This is a genomic window from Streptococcus mitis SK575 (genome assembly GCF_000257865.1).
GTDB lineage: Bacteria > Bacillota > Bacilli > Lactobacillales > Streptococcaceae > Streptococcus > Streptococcus mitis_CQ.
The window spans coordinates 1-16,959 of the sequence record NZ_AICU01000088.1 but is presented as its reverse complement, the minus strand read 5'-3'; the positions used below and the strand labels follow the sequence as shown (position 1 = coordinate 16,959).

Annotated in this window: 17 protein-coding genes; 9 read left to right on the top strand and 8 right to left on the bottom strand. The window is 38.9% G+C overall.

Annotation, left to right across the window (positions count from 1 at the left end; all coding sequences use genetic code 11):
• Positions 1-116: 116 nt before the first annotated feature.
• Entirely contained in the window at positions 117-380 is a 264-nt protein-coding gene (locus HMPREF1048_RS12010) for a hypothetical protein (protein ID WP_000750452.1), read from the bottom strand.
• Positions 381-724: 344 nt separating this feature from the next.
• On the opposite strand from HMPREF1048_RS12010, the gene HMPREF1048_RS12000 reads away from it, so the two are divergent.
• Together HMPREF1048_RS12000 and dtd are read left to right on the top strand one after the other, a co-directional pair.
• The gene (locus tag HMPREF1048_RS12000; protein WP_001123811.1) at positions 725-2,947 is read left to right on the top strand and encodes a RelA/SpoT family protein; all 2,223 of its coding nucleotides are present in this window, start codon (positions 725-727) and stop codon (positions 2,945-2,947) included.
• A 29-nt stretch (positions 2,948-2,976) separates the two neighbouring features.
• Complete coding sequence (dtd, locus tag HMPREF1048_RS11995) at positions 2,977-3,420, top strand: D-aminoacyl-tRNA deacylase (protein WP_000691421.1); 444 nt, start codon at positions 2,977-2,979, stop codon at positions 3,418-3,420.
• 38 nt (positions 3,421-3,458) lie between these two features.
• On the opposite strand, the gene HMPREF1048_RS12970 is transcribed toward dtd, so the two are convergent.
• The 4 genes from HMPREF1048_RS12970 to HMPREF1048_RS11975 form a co-directional block, all read right to left on the bottom strand.
• Positions 3,459-3,872 carry a hypothetical protein gene (locus tag HMPREF1048_RS12970; protein ID WP_000720030.1) on the bottom strand — a complete coding sequence of 138 codons (414 nt, stop codon included), beginning with the start codon at positions 3,870-3,872 and terminating at the stop codon, positions 3,459-3,461.
• A gap of 18 nt (positions 3,873-3,890) precedes the next feature.
• A complete protein-coding gene (locus HMPREF1048_RS11990; RefSeq protein WP_000737932.1) occupies positions 3,891-4,304 on the bottom strand; it encodes a hypothetical protein in 414 nt (137 codons plus the stop codon).
• A 119-nt stretch (positions 4,305-4,423) separates the two neighbouring features.
• Positions 4,424-5,134, bottom strand: a complete 711-nt coding sequence (locus tag HMPREF1048_RS11985; protein ID WP_000749112.1) for a nicotinamide mononucleotide transporter — start codon at positions 5,132-5,134, stop codon at positions 4,424-4,426.
• 121 nt (positions 5,135-5,255) lie between these two features.
• Positions 5,256-5,906, bottom strand: coding sequence for a metal-dependent transcriptional regulator (locus HMPREF1048_RS11975; protein ID WP_000188510.1), 651 nt, complete (start codon positions 5,904-5,906; stop codon positions 5,256-5,258).
• 111 nt (positions 5,907-6,017) lie between these two features.
• Between HMPREF1048_RS11975 and HMPREF1048_RS11970 the strand changes: the two genes are divergently transcribed.
• The 3 genes from HMPREF1048_RS11970 to HMPREF1048_RS11960 all read left to right on the top strand — a co-directional run bounded on the left by HMPREF1048_RS11970 (position 6,018) and on the right by HMPREF1048_RS11960 (position 8,461).
• Positions 6,018-6,860, top strand: a complete 843-nt coding sequence (locus tag HMPREF1048_RS11970) for a metallophosphoesterase family protein (RefSeq protein ID WP_000160960.1) — start codon at positions 6,018-6,020, stop codon at positions 6,858-6,860.
• Between the two features lie 75 nt (positions 6,861-6,935).
• Positions 6,936-7,373, top strand: a complete 438-nt coding sequence (locus HMPREF1048_RS11965) for an Rrf2 family transcriptional regulator (protein ID WP_001166788.1) — start codon at positions 6,936-6,938, stop codon at positions 7,371-7,373.
• A gap of 68 nt (positions 7,374-7,441) precedes the next feature.
• Positions 7,442-8,461 carry a YdcF family protein gene (locus HMPREF1048_RS11960; RefSeq protein ID WP_000281602.1) on the top strand — a complete coding sequence of 340 codons (1,020 nt, stop codon included), beginning with the start codon at positions 7,442-7,444 and terminating at the stop codon, positions 8,459-8,461.
• Positions 8,462-8,548: 87 nt separating this feature from the next.
• Here HMPREF1048_RS11960 and HMPREF1048_RS11955 read toward each other — a convergent pair whose 3' ends face one another.
• The 3 genes from HMPREF1048_RS11955 to HMPREF1048_RS11945 form a co-directional block, all read right to left on the bottom strand.
• Positions 8,549-9,622, bottom strand: a complete 1,074-nt coding sequence (locus HMPREF1048_RS11955; RefSeq protein WP_000181731.1) for a DUF2974 domain-containing protein — start codon at positions 9,620-9,622, stop codon at positions 8,549-8,551.
• Positions 9,623-9,745: 123 nt separating this feature from the next.
• The gene (locus HMPREF1048_RS11950; RefSeq protein WP_000820269.1) at positions 9,746-10,522 is read right to left on the bottom strand and encodes a ferredoxin reductase domain-containing protein; all 777 of its coding nucleotides are present in this window, start codon (positions 10,520-10,522) and stop codon (positions 9,746-9,748) included.
• Between the two features lie 88 nt (positions 10,523-10,610).
• On the bottom strand, positions 10,611-11,180 hold the full coding sequence (locus tag HMPREF1048_RS11945) for a TetR/AcrR family transcriptional regulator (RefSeq protein WP_100207726.1): 570 nt from the start codon (positions 11,178-11,180) through the stop codon (positions 10,611-10,613).
• Between the two features lie 408 nt (positions 11,181-11,588).
• Here HMPREF1048_RS11945 and HMPREF1048_RS11940 point away from each other — a divergent pair, with 408 nt between their 5' ends.
• The 4 genes from HMPREF1048_RS11940 (at position 11,589) to HMPREF1048_RS11925 (ending at position 16,881) form a co-directional block, all read left to right on the top strand.
• The gene (locus HMPREF1048_RS11940; protein WP_000548990.1) at positions 11,589-12,266 is read left to right on the top strand and encodes a response regulator transcription factor; all 678 of its coding nucleotides are present in this window, start codon (positions 11,589-11,591) and stop codon (positions 12,264-12,266) included.
• Complete coding sequence (locus HMPREF1048_RS11935) at positions 12,259-13,233, top strand: HAMP domain-containing histidine kinase (RefSeq protein WP_000887943.1); 975 nt, start codon at positions 12,259-12,261, stop codon at positions 13,231-13,233. The genes HMPREF1048_RS11940 and HMPREF1048_RS11935 overlap by 8 nt, the downstream gene beginning before the upstream one ends.
• Positions 13,234-14,026: 793 nt before the next feature.
• Complete coding sequence (locus tag HMPREF1048_RS11930; RefSeq protein ID WP_004249319.1) at positions 14,027-15,538, top strand: ATP-binding cassette domain-containing protein; 1,512 nt, start codon at positions 14,027-14,029, stop codon at positions 15,536-15,538.
• Between the two features lie 293 nt (positions 15,539-15,831).
• Positions 15,832-16,881 (top strand): DUF389 domain-containing protein, encoded by a 1,050-nt coding sequence (locus HMPREF1048_RS11925; RefSeq protein ID WP_000147506.1) that lies wholly within the window; start codon positions 15,832-15,834, stop codon positions 16,879-16,881.
• Positions 16,882-16,959 lie beyond the last annotated feature (78 nt).

Here is a 16,959-nt window from a genome sequence, read left to right as displayed (position 1 = left end):
CTTTGATTTTCATTGAGTATAAATTAAGTATAGCACAGTTGGGGAAAATAGGTAAGGATTTAGAATGAACTTAAAAACCAGCATGACTGGATGAAGACAGGCTGGTTATCAATTTATCAATATTGGAGAGGTGTCAATTGCCCTTCATAGGTTGCATAAACTCCGTCATTAGCTTGTTTGATAGATGTGATGTTTAGAGTGCCACCGTAGTTGGCTTCTCGTTTATCGCTATATTCACTATAAGTTATCCTATTGGGCAGGTTCTGGTCGTTAGCATAGTATTGAACGACTGTTTTTTTATAGCTTTGCTGGCTGAATAGGAACAGGTAGCTAACTCCTAACACTAGGAGAGCAAAGATAGAAATAGCAGTTTTTTTCATAGGTGTTCTCCTTATAAACTAAAGGATAAAAGAAAGTATCTTGAGGATTTTTAATTTCAAAATCCAGTCAAGGTACCAGTGTATGTGACACGAGTTCCACCGTTTATCTTTCGTATCTTCAATGGAATTGGGGAAGTCAGAAAGTCTTTCGGTTACAATATGGTTTCCGTTCTTCTATCTCTCCTTCTATCACCTAAGTTTAAAATCTAACTTCGTAATATATTATAGACCAATAATTCAGAATTATCAAGCAATTCTGAATTATTTTTTTCTTATTCTGTTCCAATCTAGTTTTCATATTCTTAAAAAAGTGATAAAATGGTAGGAAGAATTGGAGAGTAGAGATGCCAAAAGAAGTGAATTTAACAGGCGAAGAAGTTGTCGCTTTAACCAAAGAATATTTAACGGAAGAGGATGTCCATTTTGTCCATAAGGCCTTGGTTTATGCTGTTGAATGCCATAGTGGTCAATATCGCAAATCAGGTGAGCCTTATATCATTCACCCCATCCAAGTGGCAGGTATTTTAGCCAAGCTCAAGCTGGATGCTGTAACAGTAGCTTGTGGTTTCTTGCATGATGTGGTGGAAGATACAGATGCGACCTTGGACGATTTGGAAAGAGAGTTTGGTCCTGATGTGCGCGTGATTGTCGATGGAGTTACCAAGCTCGGTAAGGTCAAGTACAAGTCTCACGAAGAGCAATTAGCGGAAAATCATCGCAAGATGCTCATGGCCATGTCTGAGGACATCCGTGTTATCTTGGTCAAACTGTCTGACCGCTTGCACAATATGCGGACCCTGAAACATCTTCGAAAAGACAAGCAGGAGCGTATTTCCAAAGAAACCATGGAAATCTATGCCCCACTTGCCCATCGTTTGGGGATTTCCAGTGTCAAATGGGAATTGGAAGACCTATCTTTCCGTTACCTCAACCCAACGGAGTTTTACAAGATTACCCATATGATGAAGGAAAAGCGTAGGGAGCGTGAGGCCTTGGTGGATGAGGTGGTCACAAAATTAGAGGAATATACGACGGATCATCACTTGAGAGGGAAGATTTATGGTCGTCCCAAGCATATTTACTCTATTTTCCGCAAAATGCAGGATAAGAGAAAACGGTTTGAGGAAATCTATGACCTGATTGCTATTCGCTGTATTTTAGATACCCAAAGTGATGTTTATGCCATGTTGGGTTATGTGCATGAACTTTGGAAACCCATGCCTGGTCGCTTTAAAGACTATATCGCTAACCGCAAGGCCAATGGTTACCAGTCTATCCATACGACTGTTTATGGGCCAAAAGGGCCGATTGAATTCCAGATTCGAACTAAAGCCATGCACGAGGTGGCTGAGTACGGGGTTGCGGCTCACTGGGCTTATAAGAAAGGCGTTAAGGGGCAGGTTAACAGCAAGGAATCAGCTATTGGGATGAACTGGATCAAGGAGATGATGGAGCTCCAAGACCAGGCTGATGATGCCAAAGAATTTGTGGACTCGGTCAAGGAAAACTATCTGGCTGAGGAGATTTACGTCTTTACCCCAGATGGAGCTGTCCGTTCACTTCCAAAAGATTCAGGACCGATTGACTTTGCCTATGAAATCCATACAAAAGTCGGAGAAAAAGCAACTGGTGCTAAGGTCAATGGTCGTATGGTTCCACTGACAACCAAGCTCAAGACAGGGGATCAGGTTGAAATTGTTACCAACCCGAACTCCTTTGGGCCGAGCCGTGACTGGCTTAACATGGTCAAGACCAGCAAGGCCCGTAACAAGATTCGTCAGTTCTTTAAAAATCAAGATAAGGAATTGTCTGTCAACAAGGGTCGTGAGATGTTGATGGCCCAGTTCCAAGAAAACGGCTATGTAGCCAATAAATTCATGGACAAGCGCCACATGGACCAAGTTCTACAAAAGACCAGCTACAAGACAGAAGAATCCCTCTTTGCGGCCATTGGTTTTGGCGAAATTGGTGCGATTACCGTCTTTAACCGTCTGACTGAAAAGGAACGTCGTGAAGAAGAACGTGCCAAGGCCAAGGCGGAAGCAGAAGAACTTGTCAAAGGTGGCGAGGTCAAGGTTGAAAACAAAGAAACCCTCAAGGTCAAGCATGAGGGTGGTGTGGTCATTGAAGGTGCCTCAGGTCTCCTCGTGCGGATTGCCAAGTGTTGTAATCCTGTTCCTGGTGATGATATTGTCGGCTATATCACTAAGGGGCGTGGTGTGGCTATTCACCGTGTGGACTGTATGAACCTGCGTGCCCAAGAAAACTACGAGCAACGTCTCCTTGATGTGGAGTGGGAAGACCAGTATTCAAACTCAAATAAGGAGTATATGGCTCATATCGATATCTATGGTCTCAACCGTACAGGACTGTTGAACGATGTACTGCAAGTTCTTTCAAACACAACCAAGAACATCTCAACGGTCAATGCCCAACCAACCAAGGATATGAAGTTTGCTAATATCCATGTGTCCTTCGGCATTGCTAACCTCTCGACGCTGACCACGGTCGTAGATAAGATTAAGAGCGTACCAGAGGTCTATTCTGTTAAACGGACCAACGGCTAATTGGCCTAGCTCTTACTAGAAAGGCTATTATGAAAATCATTATCCAACGGGTTAAAAAAGCCCAAGTGAGTATCGAAGGTCAGGTTCAGGGAAAAATTAATCAGGGACTCTTATTGCTGGTTGGTGTTGGACCAGAGGACCAAGAGGAAGATTTGGACTATGCTGTGAGAAAACTGGTCAATATGCGGATTTTTTCAGATGCAGAAGGCAAGATGAACCTGTCTGTCAAAGATATTGAAGGAGAAATCCTCTCTATTTCTCAGTTTACCCTCTTTGCGGATACTAAGAAAGGCAATCGTCCAGCCTTTACAGGTGCAGCCAAGCCTGATATGGCATCAGACTTCTATGATACATTCAATCAAAAATTAGCGCAAGAAGTGCCCGTTCAGACAGGCATCTTTGGAGCGGATATGCAGGTTGAGCTGGTCAATGATGGGCCAGTTACCATTATCCTAGATACTAAAAATAGATAAGAAAGACCAAGCCCAGCCGGCTTGGTTTTTCTCATCTATCATAAAATGCTCCAAAAAGAAATCGGTTCTTGATAGGGCTTGGGGAAATCTTGTTTCAGGCTTTGGCAAGTGCGATAGGAAGGGATGATGTGTCCTAGGATGAGGAGGGTATCCTGAAGGAAAAGTGGGATGCTACTTAAAAATATCAAGGAGAGAATCATCAGGCTATCCCATAGGAGGATTTGTAAGGCAAAACGCCAGAATCGCGGTCTAATCTGGGAATAGAGTTGACTAAAGTGGTCACAAAGCTGATTAGACAGATAGGTCAATAGCACAGGATGAAAGAAAATGAGCCAACCGCTATAAATTAAAATCCAATCCCAAGTAAGCCCTTCTTTAAATGTCAAAAATGCCAGCATAATTCCATCAATGACAAGGAGTTGAATAGTTTTGATGAAGATGATTTTTTTCATGCTAAAACCTCCTTTTCCTTAGAGACACTCCCATAAAGTGATGTGTTTATCGTAAAAGTCTGGATAGTTTTCTCTTAGGTAGTCAGTCGTCAGATAATATAAAGTATAATGACAAGCAGTGACGATTGGCATAAGAGTGGAAAATCGCTGAGAACTAGTGAAGGCTAAGAGAACAAATAATAGAAAGTCGCTGATGAGCACCCCTAAATAGTAGAAGCGAATCATTTTATTGATTTGAGGATAAATCTCAGCGAATTGATTTTTTAGTTGGACGACCAAGCGAAATAGCAGGAGTCCCTGAACAAGGAGGAAAATAAAACCAGTGAGCAAGAGCCAGTCGAAAGCTGTCTCGGGTCTAGTGCTAAAAAATGCGAATAGTAGCAAATCGATAACTGCAATTGCTGTAAAATGGATTCTATAGAGTTTTTTCATGACAAGACCTCCCTCTTTTATCTAGCTTCATTCTACTCCAAAAGAATGGGAGTTACAAGTAAAATGATAAAAAATTTTAGTAAGGAGATTCTGTTAGATTTCTTTATTTGATTTTCCTCTTATTGTTTTACTTCTTCATCATTCCAGACAAATAAAGCTCCGATTGCATTGAGGATATAAAAGATGTATTTACCGATATTGGCAAAGTTTCCTTGAATGCCAGCCTTTGTCAGCTGAACGAAATTGTAAATCAACCAAAAGCCCCACTGAGTTGTTAGTTTCAATGCATTCAAAGCATTGGCAATGAGGGACAGTGCAAAGGCAATAGTTGTTACGTAGGCAAGGAGATTCATCTTGCCCCCATATCCGATATAGTTGGTCACAAAGGCAAAGAGGAAGGCGATGATTGAAATGATGATGGCCGCCAATTTTAGCTGTTTTTGGCTCATTTGGTTGGGTCTGCCTTCTTGCGAAGCTTCCCATTTCTTAATAGCAAAGGTATAAATGAGGAAGGTGACGGGATAAGTGATAATAGCCGCCTTATTTCCAAGGATATAATCAATAGCACCGGACAAAATGGTATTAACAATGCCAAAGTAATTTCCCCATTTGCTTAATTTTCCCGTGAAACGAGTGGACAACATGGAAATCCCAACATTGGTTACGGAAATCAATCCAAAGGGAACAAGAGCTGTCCATGGTCCCCAGTCTACAAATTTATCGAGGCGGGAGTTGAGGTAACCAGATGCAATCGCAATCCCAACGACCAAAGCAACTCCAAAGAGGTCAAACCATTTAGATGTCGCAAAAATTTTTAGTGATTTTTTCATAGGTTAAACTATCTTTCTTTTTTTTTTAACAAATATTCTACAACTAAATGAAAGCAAAATCAAATGATAAAAATAAAACCCTGAAAATCAAATTTTCAGGGTTGGTAGGGGACTTGAGAAATTAGTTGATTTTTTCGACATAGAGTTGTTTGGCAATGTCCATATTCACTTGTAAATCCTCGTCTTTACTAAGGATAGTGAAGGTGTTGCTGAAGCCATCAAACTGCTTGACTTGGAGCGAATCACCGATGTGAAGTGAGTGCTTGTCCAGATAACTGAGAATGTCAAAACTATCGTGCACCCGAGTCAGGCGATAGGAGCCAGCTTCCTTGATGTCAGCTAGTGGCAGGTTATTGATTTCAACTAGGAGTTCTCCCTTGGCAGGAATGGTTCCTCCGTGGGGGCAGGTTTTAGGGAAACCTAGCAATTTATCCAGTCTTTCCACGAACAGGTCAGATACAGTGTGTTCCAAGACCTCAGCTTCCTCATGAATCTGGTCACTCGTATAGTCTAAATGATGAACTAGAAAAACTTCAATCAAGCGGTGTTTACGATAGAGCTCAGAGACCAGTTTGAGTCCGAGATCAGTCAGTAGATAGCCACATTCCTTGTCCTTGAGGATGAGATTTTCACTTTTCATCCGTTTAATCATTTCAGTTACGGCAGGGGGAGAGACTTGCATGCGAGCCGCAATTTCCTTGTTGGTGATTTTATGCAGGTCTATGCCAATTTCGTAAATACACTTTAGATAATCTTCTTTATTCGGGGTCATTCGTTTCCTCTTGTCTAATATCTCTATCTAGTATATCAAAAAAAGCTAGATTTCTCTAGCTATGACTTTTTATGTTATACTTATTGCAAGAGAAAAAACGAGGAGATGGATATGACGAAAATAGCTCTTCTTTCAGATATTCATGGAAATACCACCGCCTTGGAGGCTGTTTTGGCAGATGCTCGGCAGCTAGGAGTGGATGAATACTGGCTTTTGGGAGATATTCTCATGCCAGGGACAGGGCGTAGAAGGATTTTGGACTTGTTGGTTCAACTACCGATTACGGCTAGAGTTTTGGGAAACTGGGAAGACAGTCTGTGGCATGGTGTCCGTAAGGAATTGGATAGTACTCGTCCCAGTCAACGCTATCTCTTGCGCCAGTGCCAGTATGTTTTAGAGGAAATTTCCCTAGAAGAAATCGAACTGCTCCACAATCAACCCCTCCAGCTTCATCGTCAGTTTGGGGATTTGACGGTGGGAATTAGCCATCATCTGCCTGATAAGAACTGGGGGCGTGAGTTGATTCATACTGGGTCGCAAGAGGATTTTGACCGCTTGGTGACCAATCCGCCTTGTGATATTGCTGTTTATGGTCATATTCACCAGCAGTTGCTTCGTTACGGGACTGGTGGGCAATTGATTGTCAATCCGGGTTCAATTGGCCAGCCTTTCTTTCTAGATGCCCAGTTGCGGAAGGACTTGCGAGCCCAGTATATGATTTTAGAGTTTGATGACAAGGGCTTGGTAGATATGGACTTCCGACGGGTAGACTACGATGTGGCAGCTGAATTGCAGCTAGCTAAAGACCTCAAACTTCCCTATTTTGAGGTTTACTATGAAAGTCTGGTCAATGGTATCCACCATACTCATCATCAGGAATTTCTGAGAGAATTAGCCCAGAAAGAGGGTTATGATAGGGAATTAGATGCTTGGTTGAAAAGTGGTAACGATTGACATTACAACTAAAAAAGGTATAATAAAAGAAAAAGAAGAGTAGAGGCAGGCTAGCCTCGTAAAAAGGAGAAGAGGATGCAAATTCCGAGTAGATTTACCATTGCGACTCATATGCTGATAATTATTGCCCTCGAGGGGAAGGAAAGCAAGGTGACCAGTGATTTTTTAGCTGCTAGTGTCGGGGTCAATCCTGTCATTATCAGAAAGACCTTGTCTCAGTTGAAGAAGGCAGAGCTGATTTCAGTAGCGCGTGGAACAGGTGGGACAGAGATTGTTAAGGATCTCAAGGATATTAGTCTTTTAGATGTTTATCAAGCGGTTGAGTGTCTTGGTAAGACAGGTCAACTCTTCAGTTTCCATGACAATCCGAATCCAAATTGCCCAGTTGGAGCTCATATTCATGATGTTTTGGATCAAAAATTGGAGAGAATTCAGCTGGCTATGGAGGCTGAACTTGGTCAGACTAGTCTAGAACAAGTCGTGGCCGATGCAGAGAGTCAGATGAAGGAGTAAGAGGGATAGATGCCCTCTTTTTCTTTTTAGATAATTATGATAAAATGTAGTTATTAAAGGAGGAAGAAATGTATCTCGTTATAGGAATTGTATTAGCCTTTATAGTGTCATTTTGGAAGGATAATAGAAGTTTGTGGAATCCAGTATTATTCTTATTATCCCTCATTTCCAGTTATTTTTATCTAGGCTACCTTTTTTATCAAAATGGGTATGAGAAGATTCATTTTGCTTTTTTTATATTTCCCTTTATTTTACTTCCTTTTTTGCTTTTTCTGAGTGGTATCTTTTTAATCTATAATGGGATCATTTTGTTGAAGCGAGAGGGACGTTCAAAGGCCAATTATCTCTCCATGCTCCTTGGAATAGTCATTTTGGTATTTTTTGCCTTGATTTCATTTCGATTGGGAGGTCAAAATGAATTATTTTACACCAATCACTTTCTAAACATTTTATTTGTATTCATTTTCTACTCTTATTTTATTTTTGGCTTTGCTTTTACGGGTTTTATGCTGTACTCTATCTTGTATCTCTTTATTCCTAAGAAGAAGCATTATGATTTTATTATCATTCACGGTGCTGGTTTATTAGGCGGAGAAAAGGTAACACCTTTGCTGAAGAGGAGAATTGATAAGGCAGTAGAAGCTTACTACAAGTCTAAAAATTCTAACATAAAAATTATTGCCAGCGGTGGTCAAGGAGGAGATGAGAAGATTTCTGAAGCGCAGGCCATTACAAACTATCTGCTTGAAGAGACAGATGTTCCCCAAGATGCGATTATTCTGGAGGATCAATCAAGGACTACCTATGAGAACCTTCTCTTTTCTAAGGAACTTGGCGAGAAACTGGTAGCCAAACCTCAATTCCTCTTTGTAACAAATGACTATCATGTTTTTCGTACCAGTACCTATGCGCGTAAGTTAAATATGAAGGGAGATGGCCTCGGATGTAGGACGGCAGGCTACTACATACCATCTGCTTTTATTCGGGAGTACGTAGCGCTCTGTGTTAAGATGAAATGGCTTTTCCTTGCCTTTTATGTCCTGCTATCAGTCCTCATTTTGATAGCCTACAAAGGGATTATTTGGTAGTTAGATTTTATTTAAAAAGACTTAGAATGCACATGAAAGTATGTATTCTAGGTCTTTTGTTTTGTATACATTTAATTTTCAAGAGTATTATCTATTCTTCCAGGCTTGGTAACGGGTATCAATCAATAATTGGGTAAGGCGACCCATAGTTTCCCTTTCTTCTGGAGTGAGGGATTGAGCTTGGACGAAGAGATGATGAATGTGTTCAAGCGCCTTTAAGGAAGACAGGTCATTGATGGAGCTAATCCCAGCATCTAGAATGGTGCCAAAGAAGAGGTCGAAGTAGAGCTGGAGTTCCTCGTCAGGGACTGTGGCCACCCACTCCTTGAAGGTTGTGTCAACTTGTTGGCTATCACTGTTGGTTTTATCTAGTTGGACGAAGTGCTTGTCCTCAATCAGCCAACTAAAGGTATCGTGCTGGGCGATACCACCTAAGGCAGTACTGTGCACGATGATTTGGCGGTTAGGAATTTCCATCATCATACCGATAATGGATCCTTGAGGGATGAAGACCTTGGTTCTATCCATTATCCTTTGATAGCCCTCGGTTTGTGTCAGTTCTTTGTGGAGACCAGGCGCATCAAAGGTATAAACTGCTGTGATTTGATTTTGTAAGCTTTGCTCAATTTGACTAGCAGCATAGATGGCTAGATTTCCTCCCTTGGAATGCCCGGCCAGAATGACCTTTTGCTTAGGATGTTGGACAAGAAAGTTCTTTAAATAGCGAAGGGCGTGCTTTTGAGCAGGAATTTCCTTCATATAGGTCAGGTGGAAATCTTCCTTCCAGCCAATGATACTGTCATCTGTCCCACGAAAGACAATCAGATAGGTATCGAGAGTGAGGCGGTAGGTCATAGCCGCAAACTGTTTTTGCAATTCAGGGTCGATGTCATTGATAAAATGGGAGAGTTTGCAATTTTTGAAGCGTTTGTGTTGAGCTAGTTCATCTAATAGCTGGAGGCGATTTTTGCTGGTCAACATGTTAGATTCTCTTGGAACCTGAGGTACCAGGTCTAAAAGTCGCATAGGAGTTGTGGAGACCAGATTATCAAAGGAGAGATAGGTGATTTCTGTTAAGGCTAGAATGTCTAACTCATTCAAAGGAAGGTCGTAATAAGAATCGTGTGCGACATCTTTCAGGTAGTCAAAAATATTGGTCATAAGAACTCCTTTCTTTTTATTTATCTTATCACAAACACATAGAATTTACTAGTTGGTTTGTACGAGCTCTCTACATACTGACCTATAATGGTATGATTCAGACACATAGAAGACAGTTTGCTTTTATTTCAAACCTCTAAACATACTTGTTTGTATCTGTTTGGCGTCAATCCCATTCTCTTTTAAGAAATTCTTCATCTCATTTATATCATCAGGTTGGCCGGTTAAGAGATAAATAGCTTGGTTACCGTATTTCACAACCGCATTTTTTAAAAATGCTTGGCTTTGAGAAAAGGTTTCGCTAGTTTTATAAGTTAGATTCGGATTATTCTTACTAAGCTCTCTTAACTCATTATCAAAAATGTTTACTCCTTTGTCTAAATGATTAAGAATGATGGAGCGCTTACCAGCCCACTCTTTCATAACTGGACGTAGAGTAGAAATACCGACATCAGAGGCAAAACAAACCAGTGCTTGGTCATTGTCTTTAACAGATAAAGATGACTCCAGCCAACTCATCTCAATTTTACTATCAGCTGGTAAATGTGTTAAGGTTTCCTTAAACACGCTACCACTATTATGGGTTACAATAAGAATTTCATCCTCATCAGGAGTGGAAGCAAGGGTTAGCCATCGGCTAGCCTGATCCTCCTTTACTGGACTTTTGTCTAGACCAAACGAACTGTCAGGAAGCTTAAACTGAGCATAGGAGCCAGCTTTCCATATTTGATTTTTTGGTTTTGTGATGTGAACTAAATACAAATCTCCGCTGGGATTTTCAATGGATTTTATAGATAAAGTTTGACTTCGTCCAAGATAGGTAATGATTCCCCAAGATATAAAGCCGAGCACTCCAAGTGTAGTTAGAATAATTATGAACATTTTTTTCCCTCGTTTCATTTTTAACTCCTATAGTGTAGTAATTTTCTATGAATGAATAATATTTTTTTTCATTCAATAATTTCCAAAAAATAAAGAAAAGATTTCTTTATTTCAGTATTCCTTTAATGAAGTTGGTTGCTAGTATTTCTACAGTTTTGCTAATATCTGGAAAATCATTTTCTGTGATATGCATATCCATGTAGTAAAATAGGTTGTAAACTTGTAAAATATTTTGAATTTTTTCTGGAGAATGACCTTCAGTCTGCAAACGATGAGTAAAGGTTTTCACGAGAAATTGATGAAATGGATTCGTGACTTTCCCTTCTTCTGAGGAATAGTAGCTATGCAACTCATCTGCTATGGCAGGATTGTACCATTCTGCAAGGATTTTATTGGAAGAAACGAGTGCTCTGGATTGAGCAAAGAGTTGACTAATAAGATCAATCATATCAATTTCCCAATCCAGTTCTTCGATCATAGTTTGGCGAACACGGTTGTTTTCATCAATATAGATATCTAAAAAAATAGCTTCTTTACTTTCGTAATAGTTATAAAAAGATCCGACTGCCATATGAGCTTGTCTAGCAATTTCTGAAATTCCTGTCGCCTTGTATCCTTTTTTTGAAAAAACTTCATAAGCTGCGGATTTCAAAGCCTGTTTTTTGTCCAATTTGATTCACCTCTTTTCTGAATGAATATTAAATGTTGTTCATTCATATCTTAACAAATCTTTTTCAGATTGTCAATCTGAAAGCTAGAACTTTTTACGGATACCACTTGATAAGGAGCTTTTCAATGTTAGAAGAGTATAGAGTGTCGTTTTAACTACACTCAAGGTTTGGAAGAATAGATATAAATTTTGGTTAAGGGGATGTATAAAAGAACTGAAATGAGGGTTGAAAAAATTAAAAATAAATGGGTAGTGCTGGCACTATGTCTGAAAATAAGGTATGATATCAATGGGGTTATTCACTATCTGTTTTTGAGCTTTTGTGACAAGGAAATGTCAAAAAAGTATTAGATACTAAGCCCTCTATTTATACTAAAGGATTTAAGACTCCTAAAATTAGCAAAGGAGAATCAGATGCACAAGATTTTATTAGTAGAAGATGATCAGGTTATTCGGCAACAGGTCGGGAAAATGCTCTCTGAATGGGGATTTGAAGTGGTCTTGGTAGAAGACTTTATGGAAGTTTTGAGTCTTTTTGTCCAATCGGAACCTCATCTGGTCCTCATGGATATTGGTTTGCCCTTGTTTAATGGCTATCACTGGTGTCAGGAAATCCGCAAGATTTCCAAGGTGCCTATCATGTTCCTGTCTTCGAGAGACCAGGCTATGGATATTGTCATGGCAATCAATATGGGCGCGGATGACTTTGTGACTAAGCCTTTTGACCAGCAGGTTCTTTTAGCCAAGGTTCAGGGCTTGTTGCGTCGTTCCTATGAGTTTGGGCGTGACGAGAGTTTACTGGAATATGCTGGTGTTATCCTTAATACCAAATCCATGGATTTACATTATCAAGGGCAAGTCTTGAATTTGACCAAGAACGAATTCCAGATTTTACGCGTTTTATTTGAGCATGCGGGCAATATCGTAGCGCGTGACGACCTCATGCGAGAACTTTGGAACAGTGACTTTTTCATTGATGATAATACCCTCTCTGTCAATGTGGCTCGTTTGCGTAAAAAATTGGAAGAACAGGGCTTGATAGGATTTATCGAGACCAAGAAAGGGATAGGGTACGGATTAAAGCATGCTTGATTGGAAACCATTTTTTCTAGCCTATCTGCGCTCCCGTAGTCGTCTGTTTGTCTATCTGCTTACCTTGACATTTCTGGTTTTGCTCTTTCAGTTTTTATTTGCCAGTTTGGGAATTTACTTTCTCTACTTTTTCCTCTTGTGTTGTTTTGTAACCATCTTATTTTTCACTTGGGACATATTGGTGGAAATGCAGGTCTATCGCCAGGAAATTCTCTATGGGGAGAGGGAAGCCAAATCTCCATTGGAAAGAGTTTTGGCTGAAAAATTAGAAGCGCGTGAGATGGAACTCTATCAGCAGAGGTCTGACGCAGAAAGAAAACTGACGGATTTGCTGGATTACTATACCTTGTGGGTGCACCAGATTAAGACCCCCATTGCAGCCAGTCAACTCTTAGTTGCAGAAGTGGCCGACCGCCAACTGAAGCAGCAGTTGGAACAGGAAATTTTCAAAATTGATTCCTATACCAATCTAGTCTTACAGTACCTGCGTTTAGAAAGTTTCCATGATGATTTGGTCTTAAAGCAGGTTCAAATTGAGGATTTGGTCAAGGAAATAATTCGTAAATATGCTCTTTTCTTTATTCAAAAAGGCTTAAATGTCAATCTACATGACCTTGATAAAGAAATCGTGACGGATAAGAAGTGGCTACTAGTGGTCATTGAACAAATTATCTCAAATAGTCTCAAGTACACCAAGGAAGGTGGTCTGGAGATTTATATGGAAGGCCAGGAACTCTGTATCAAGGATACAGGAATCGGGATAAAAAATAGTGATGTTCTCCGAGTCTTTGAACGTGGCTTTTCAGGATACAATGGCCGCCTAACCCAGCAGTCATCTGGACTTGGACTTTACCTATCTAAGAAAATTTCTGAAGAACTGGGTCACCAGATTCGCATCGAGTCTGAGGTTGGAAAAGGAACGATAGTGCGGATTCAGTTTGCTCAAGTAAACTTAGTCCTTGAGTGAGAAGAGACAATGAGTTTTTACCCAATCTCTTTTTGCTATATTTCAGGATATTTGAAGACTGTTTTTTACAAAACCAATAATAGAACTTTTAATACGGAATATAGTATAAATACTGGTTCAAAGTGAAGTTTTGTATGCTTTATACTTTTGTTGAATATAAAATCTATAAACTAAGGGTGAATTACAAAAATTAATTTGAGATGAAGTGAATTGTAGACTTGGGAAATGTCTCCTATTCGATTTCAGAATGAATCGTTGACACAGGATTAAAAGAACTGCAGCTTTCTTTTTATTTTGAATGAGATAGGTGTATATAGATTTGTGTAACTGGTGTAGAACTGTTTCCAAGAATTTATTGAATGTATCGAATACACACATTCTATTGATTTTGAACCAGTTTTTAATTTCTAAATGTTATAATAGTTTTATCAAGTAAAAGGAGACTGCCATGATTGGAGACAATATAAAATTCTTACGAAAATCACATAATCTGATATAACCAGAATTTTCACGGATTGTGGGTGTGTCACGAAATAGCCTAAATCGTTAGAAAAACTGAAAAAGCTTTCAATAGAAGTATTGGAAATATTCATTTTACATCTATCAAAGAAACATGGGATAGACCTATATTTTACAAAATAGCAAATTATATTTTGAATGATAGTAAAAACGGCAGTACTTGTGTGATTTACAATTATTGCACTCAATGTCCGAGTATCGCACTATCTGAAATAGGGAATAGTAGAGATTGTTCTGCGATATGTAAAAAACGCATTAGCAAGGAGTATCGTATATGCTACCATATCTTAAAACTATTAGATGGTATCTCTTCTTTAATTTTCTTTTTGGTGTAGTATCGAATATCTGCACAGCTTTGTTACCGTATTTCACGCAGGCATTAATCAAAGGGGATTATCAAGTAGCTCTATATGGTTACTCTATGTCAGTGGCAGGCTATTTGAGTTGTAACTATATCCAAATGATACTTGATTGGAAGCAGGGGATTATCTTTTCGACTACTTTGAAAAATGAGTGGTTTCGTTCACTTCTGGGACTCAGTCACCACGATTTCAAGCAGAAAACAGTAGCAGAGTATATTTCCTATCAATCTAATGACCTAGATTCGTTGGAAAAGGATTACCTTCCTCCATTGATGAGTTTTATCAAACAAATTTTACGTATCCTCATTTACGCTTTCATTATTAGCAGAACAATTAATCCTATTGTATCACTGATTTTAATCTTTTCCACTGGAATTAGTATTCAAATTCCTAAAATCGTTGGGAAGTTGACCGCTAATCGGAGACAGGTTTACTTGAAAAAACAAGGAGATTACTATCGAACTTTGGAGGATTTGCTCATGGGACATCATTTGGTAAATAAACTAACTATGTCGCATTTTTTGAATCAACAAAAGAGCTCTCTAAAGAATTTGCAGGATAAGTATTTTAAGTATGGTTTGACAAAAATTACAGGCATCTTATTGACAGGTGTTTCTTTTGAATTCATTAGTCTTGTTCTGTTTATTTATTTAGCCTACTCTCTATCTCACCAGCAACTCGGTATTCCTGAGGTGGTGGCGAGTTTCGGATATATTAATGCTTTTTCTGAACCAATACAGGAAATCCTTTATGATTTACAAATGTTAGAGTCCGTAAAGCCTGTAATCAAGAGTTTTCAAAACATTGTTGGGAGACCCGTTTCAGTTCAAGCACCTCAACATTCTTTTGATACGATTACTTTGAAAAACATTTCCAAACAACTGGGAGAATCAAAATTGATAATTACTTCCGCTACGATTCAAAAAGGGGATAAAATTGCGCTTATTGGTAAGAATGGGTCTGGAAAAAGTAGTCTTCTCAACATTTTAAATGGAACAGATGAAGATTTTGAAGGACAAATTGTGCTAGATGGGCTTGTTTTGGACCATCTTTGGGGAAGATTCGGTATGATTCTGCAACAAGAACATACATTTATTTCGAGTTATGAAAATAATGTAACGCTATTCAATAGTTTCAATGAAAAATTCAGAGAAGAAGATTTTGAAAAAATTCCACCACAATCCCTGTCAGGTGGTCAGCAACAACGAATGTATTTAAATCGTGAGAAAAATCGTAAAAATCCATTGCTTATCCTAGACGAACCTTTCTCTGCCTTGGATACTAATCAGTTTAAAATGGAATTGGAAAGAGTTCTGGAACTACCAAGTGCCGTCATTGTTACTTTACATCGCCAAAACGAATTATTAAGTAAGTTTGACCAAGTTTGGGAAATTAAGAATGGAGAACTTGTAATTTTGAAATAGCTAAATTATAAAGAATAAAATGCATATTATCAGGAGTTCAGAGGAGATACCGGTTTTTCTTTTTCTAATAATGAATCTAAAATTTCTTGCTTTCTCTATCTATTCAATTGATAGATTTCGTCAGAGAAAGACTGTAAAATTTTTGATATAATGTTAAGGATGGACTGACGGATATTTAAAAGATAATGTTCAAAAGAATAACAGGTGAGAAGAAAAATATATAAGATTGGACAAAAGTCTCTCTACTATCATCCATGCAGAAACAAGATTATATGAAATAAAAGGAGTAACCAATGACCGGAAACTATTCAACACGTGAATACCGTGAGAAATTATATGATGATCTTCATGTTCGATTAAGAGATACAGTGATTTTGATGTGTGCGATTTTTATTGCCTCTATCGGCCTAAATATGAATTCAACAGCTGTCATTATTGGAGCTATGCTGATTTCCCCTCTTATGACACCGATTGTTGGGCTGGGATTTGGTTTAGCTATTTTTGACACGCGTTTAATCAAGCAATCTCTAGAGGTTTTATTTACTCAAGTATTGGTCAGCTTGCTTGTCTCGGCTCTGTATTTCTGGATTTCTCCCTTATCTTATGAAAGTAGCGAATTGATTGCACGAACCTCTCCAACCATTTGGGATGTTCTCATTGCTATTGCTGGTGGGATAGCAGGCGTAATTGGTTCAAGGAAAAAAGAAGCAAACAATATCGTGCCAGGAGTAGCCATTGCAACAGCTCTGATGCCACCTATCTGTACTGCGGGCTATGGTTTAGCTAATGGAAATGTACGATTTTTATTTGGAGCTCTCTATCTTTTCTTGATTAACTGTGTCTTTATCATGCTAACAAACATTGTTGGAACAAGAATTTTGATGAGAAAATCTCCCTTAAGTTCATTTAAAGAGCTAAACATTAAAATGAGAATTGGCTTGATATCCTTGATTGTATTATTGATTCTTCCAGCTAGTTATTCAGCAGTCACTCTGACGATAGATCAAGCGCGAAAAGAAGGAATCAAACAGTTTGTAGGAAAAGAGTTCGCCAATCACACGGTTATTAATCAAGTCTACAAGTCAAGGAACAATGAATTGGTCTTGACGGTTGTTGGAGATCCGATTTCAGAAGAAGAATTAGAAACGCTCCACCAAAAACAAGCCTCTTACGGTATTCAATCTGTTCAATTGAAAGTCAATCAAGTTCATAATTCGACAAAACTAGACAGTGATTCGACCAAGGAATTTTATGAAACCATTAACAAGTATATCGATCAAAAACTCTCTGAAAAGGATTCACAAAAAGATCTAGTAAAAGAAAATGAAGCAGATAAGGATTGAGGATATTGACCTTATCTAACTCATGAAAGCAAATCTTGTGTGGTGGTTTGGTCAATCACTACTAGCTCGGATTAAATA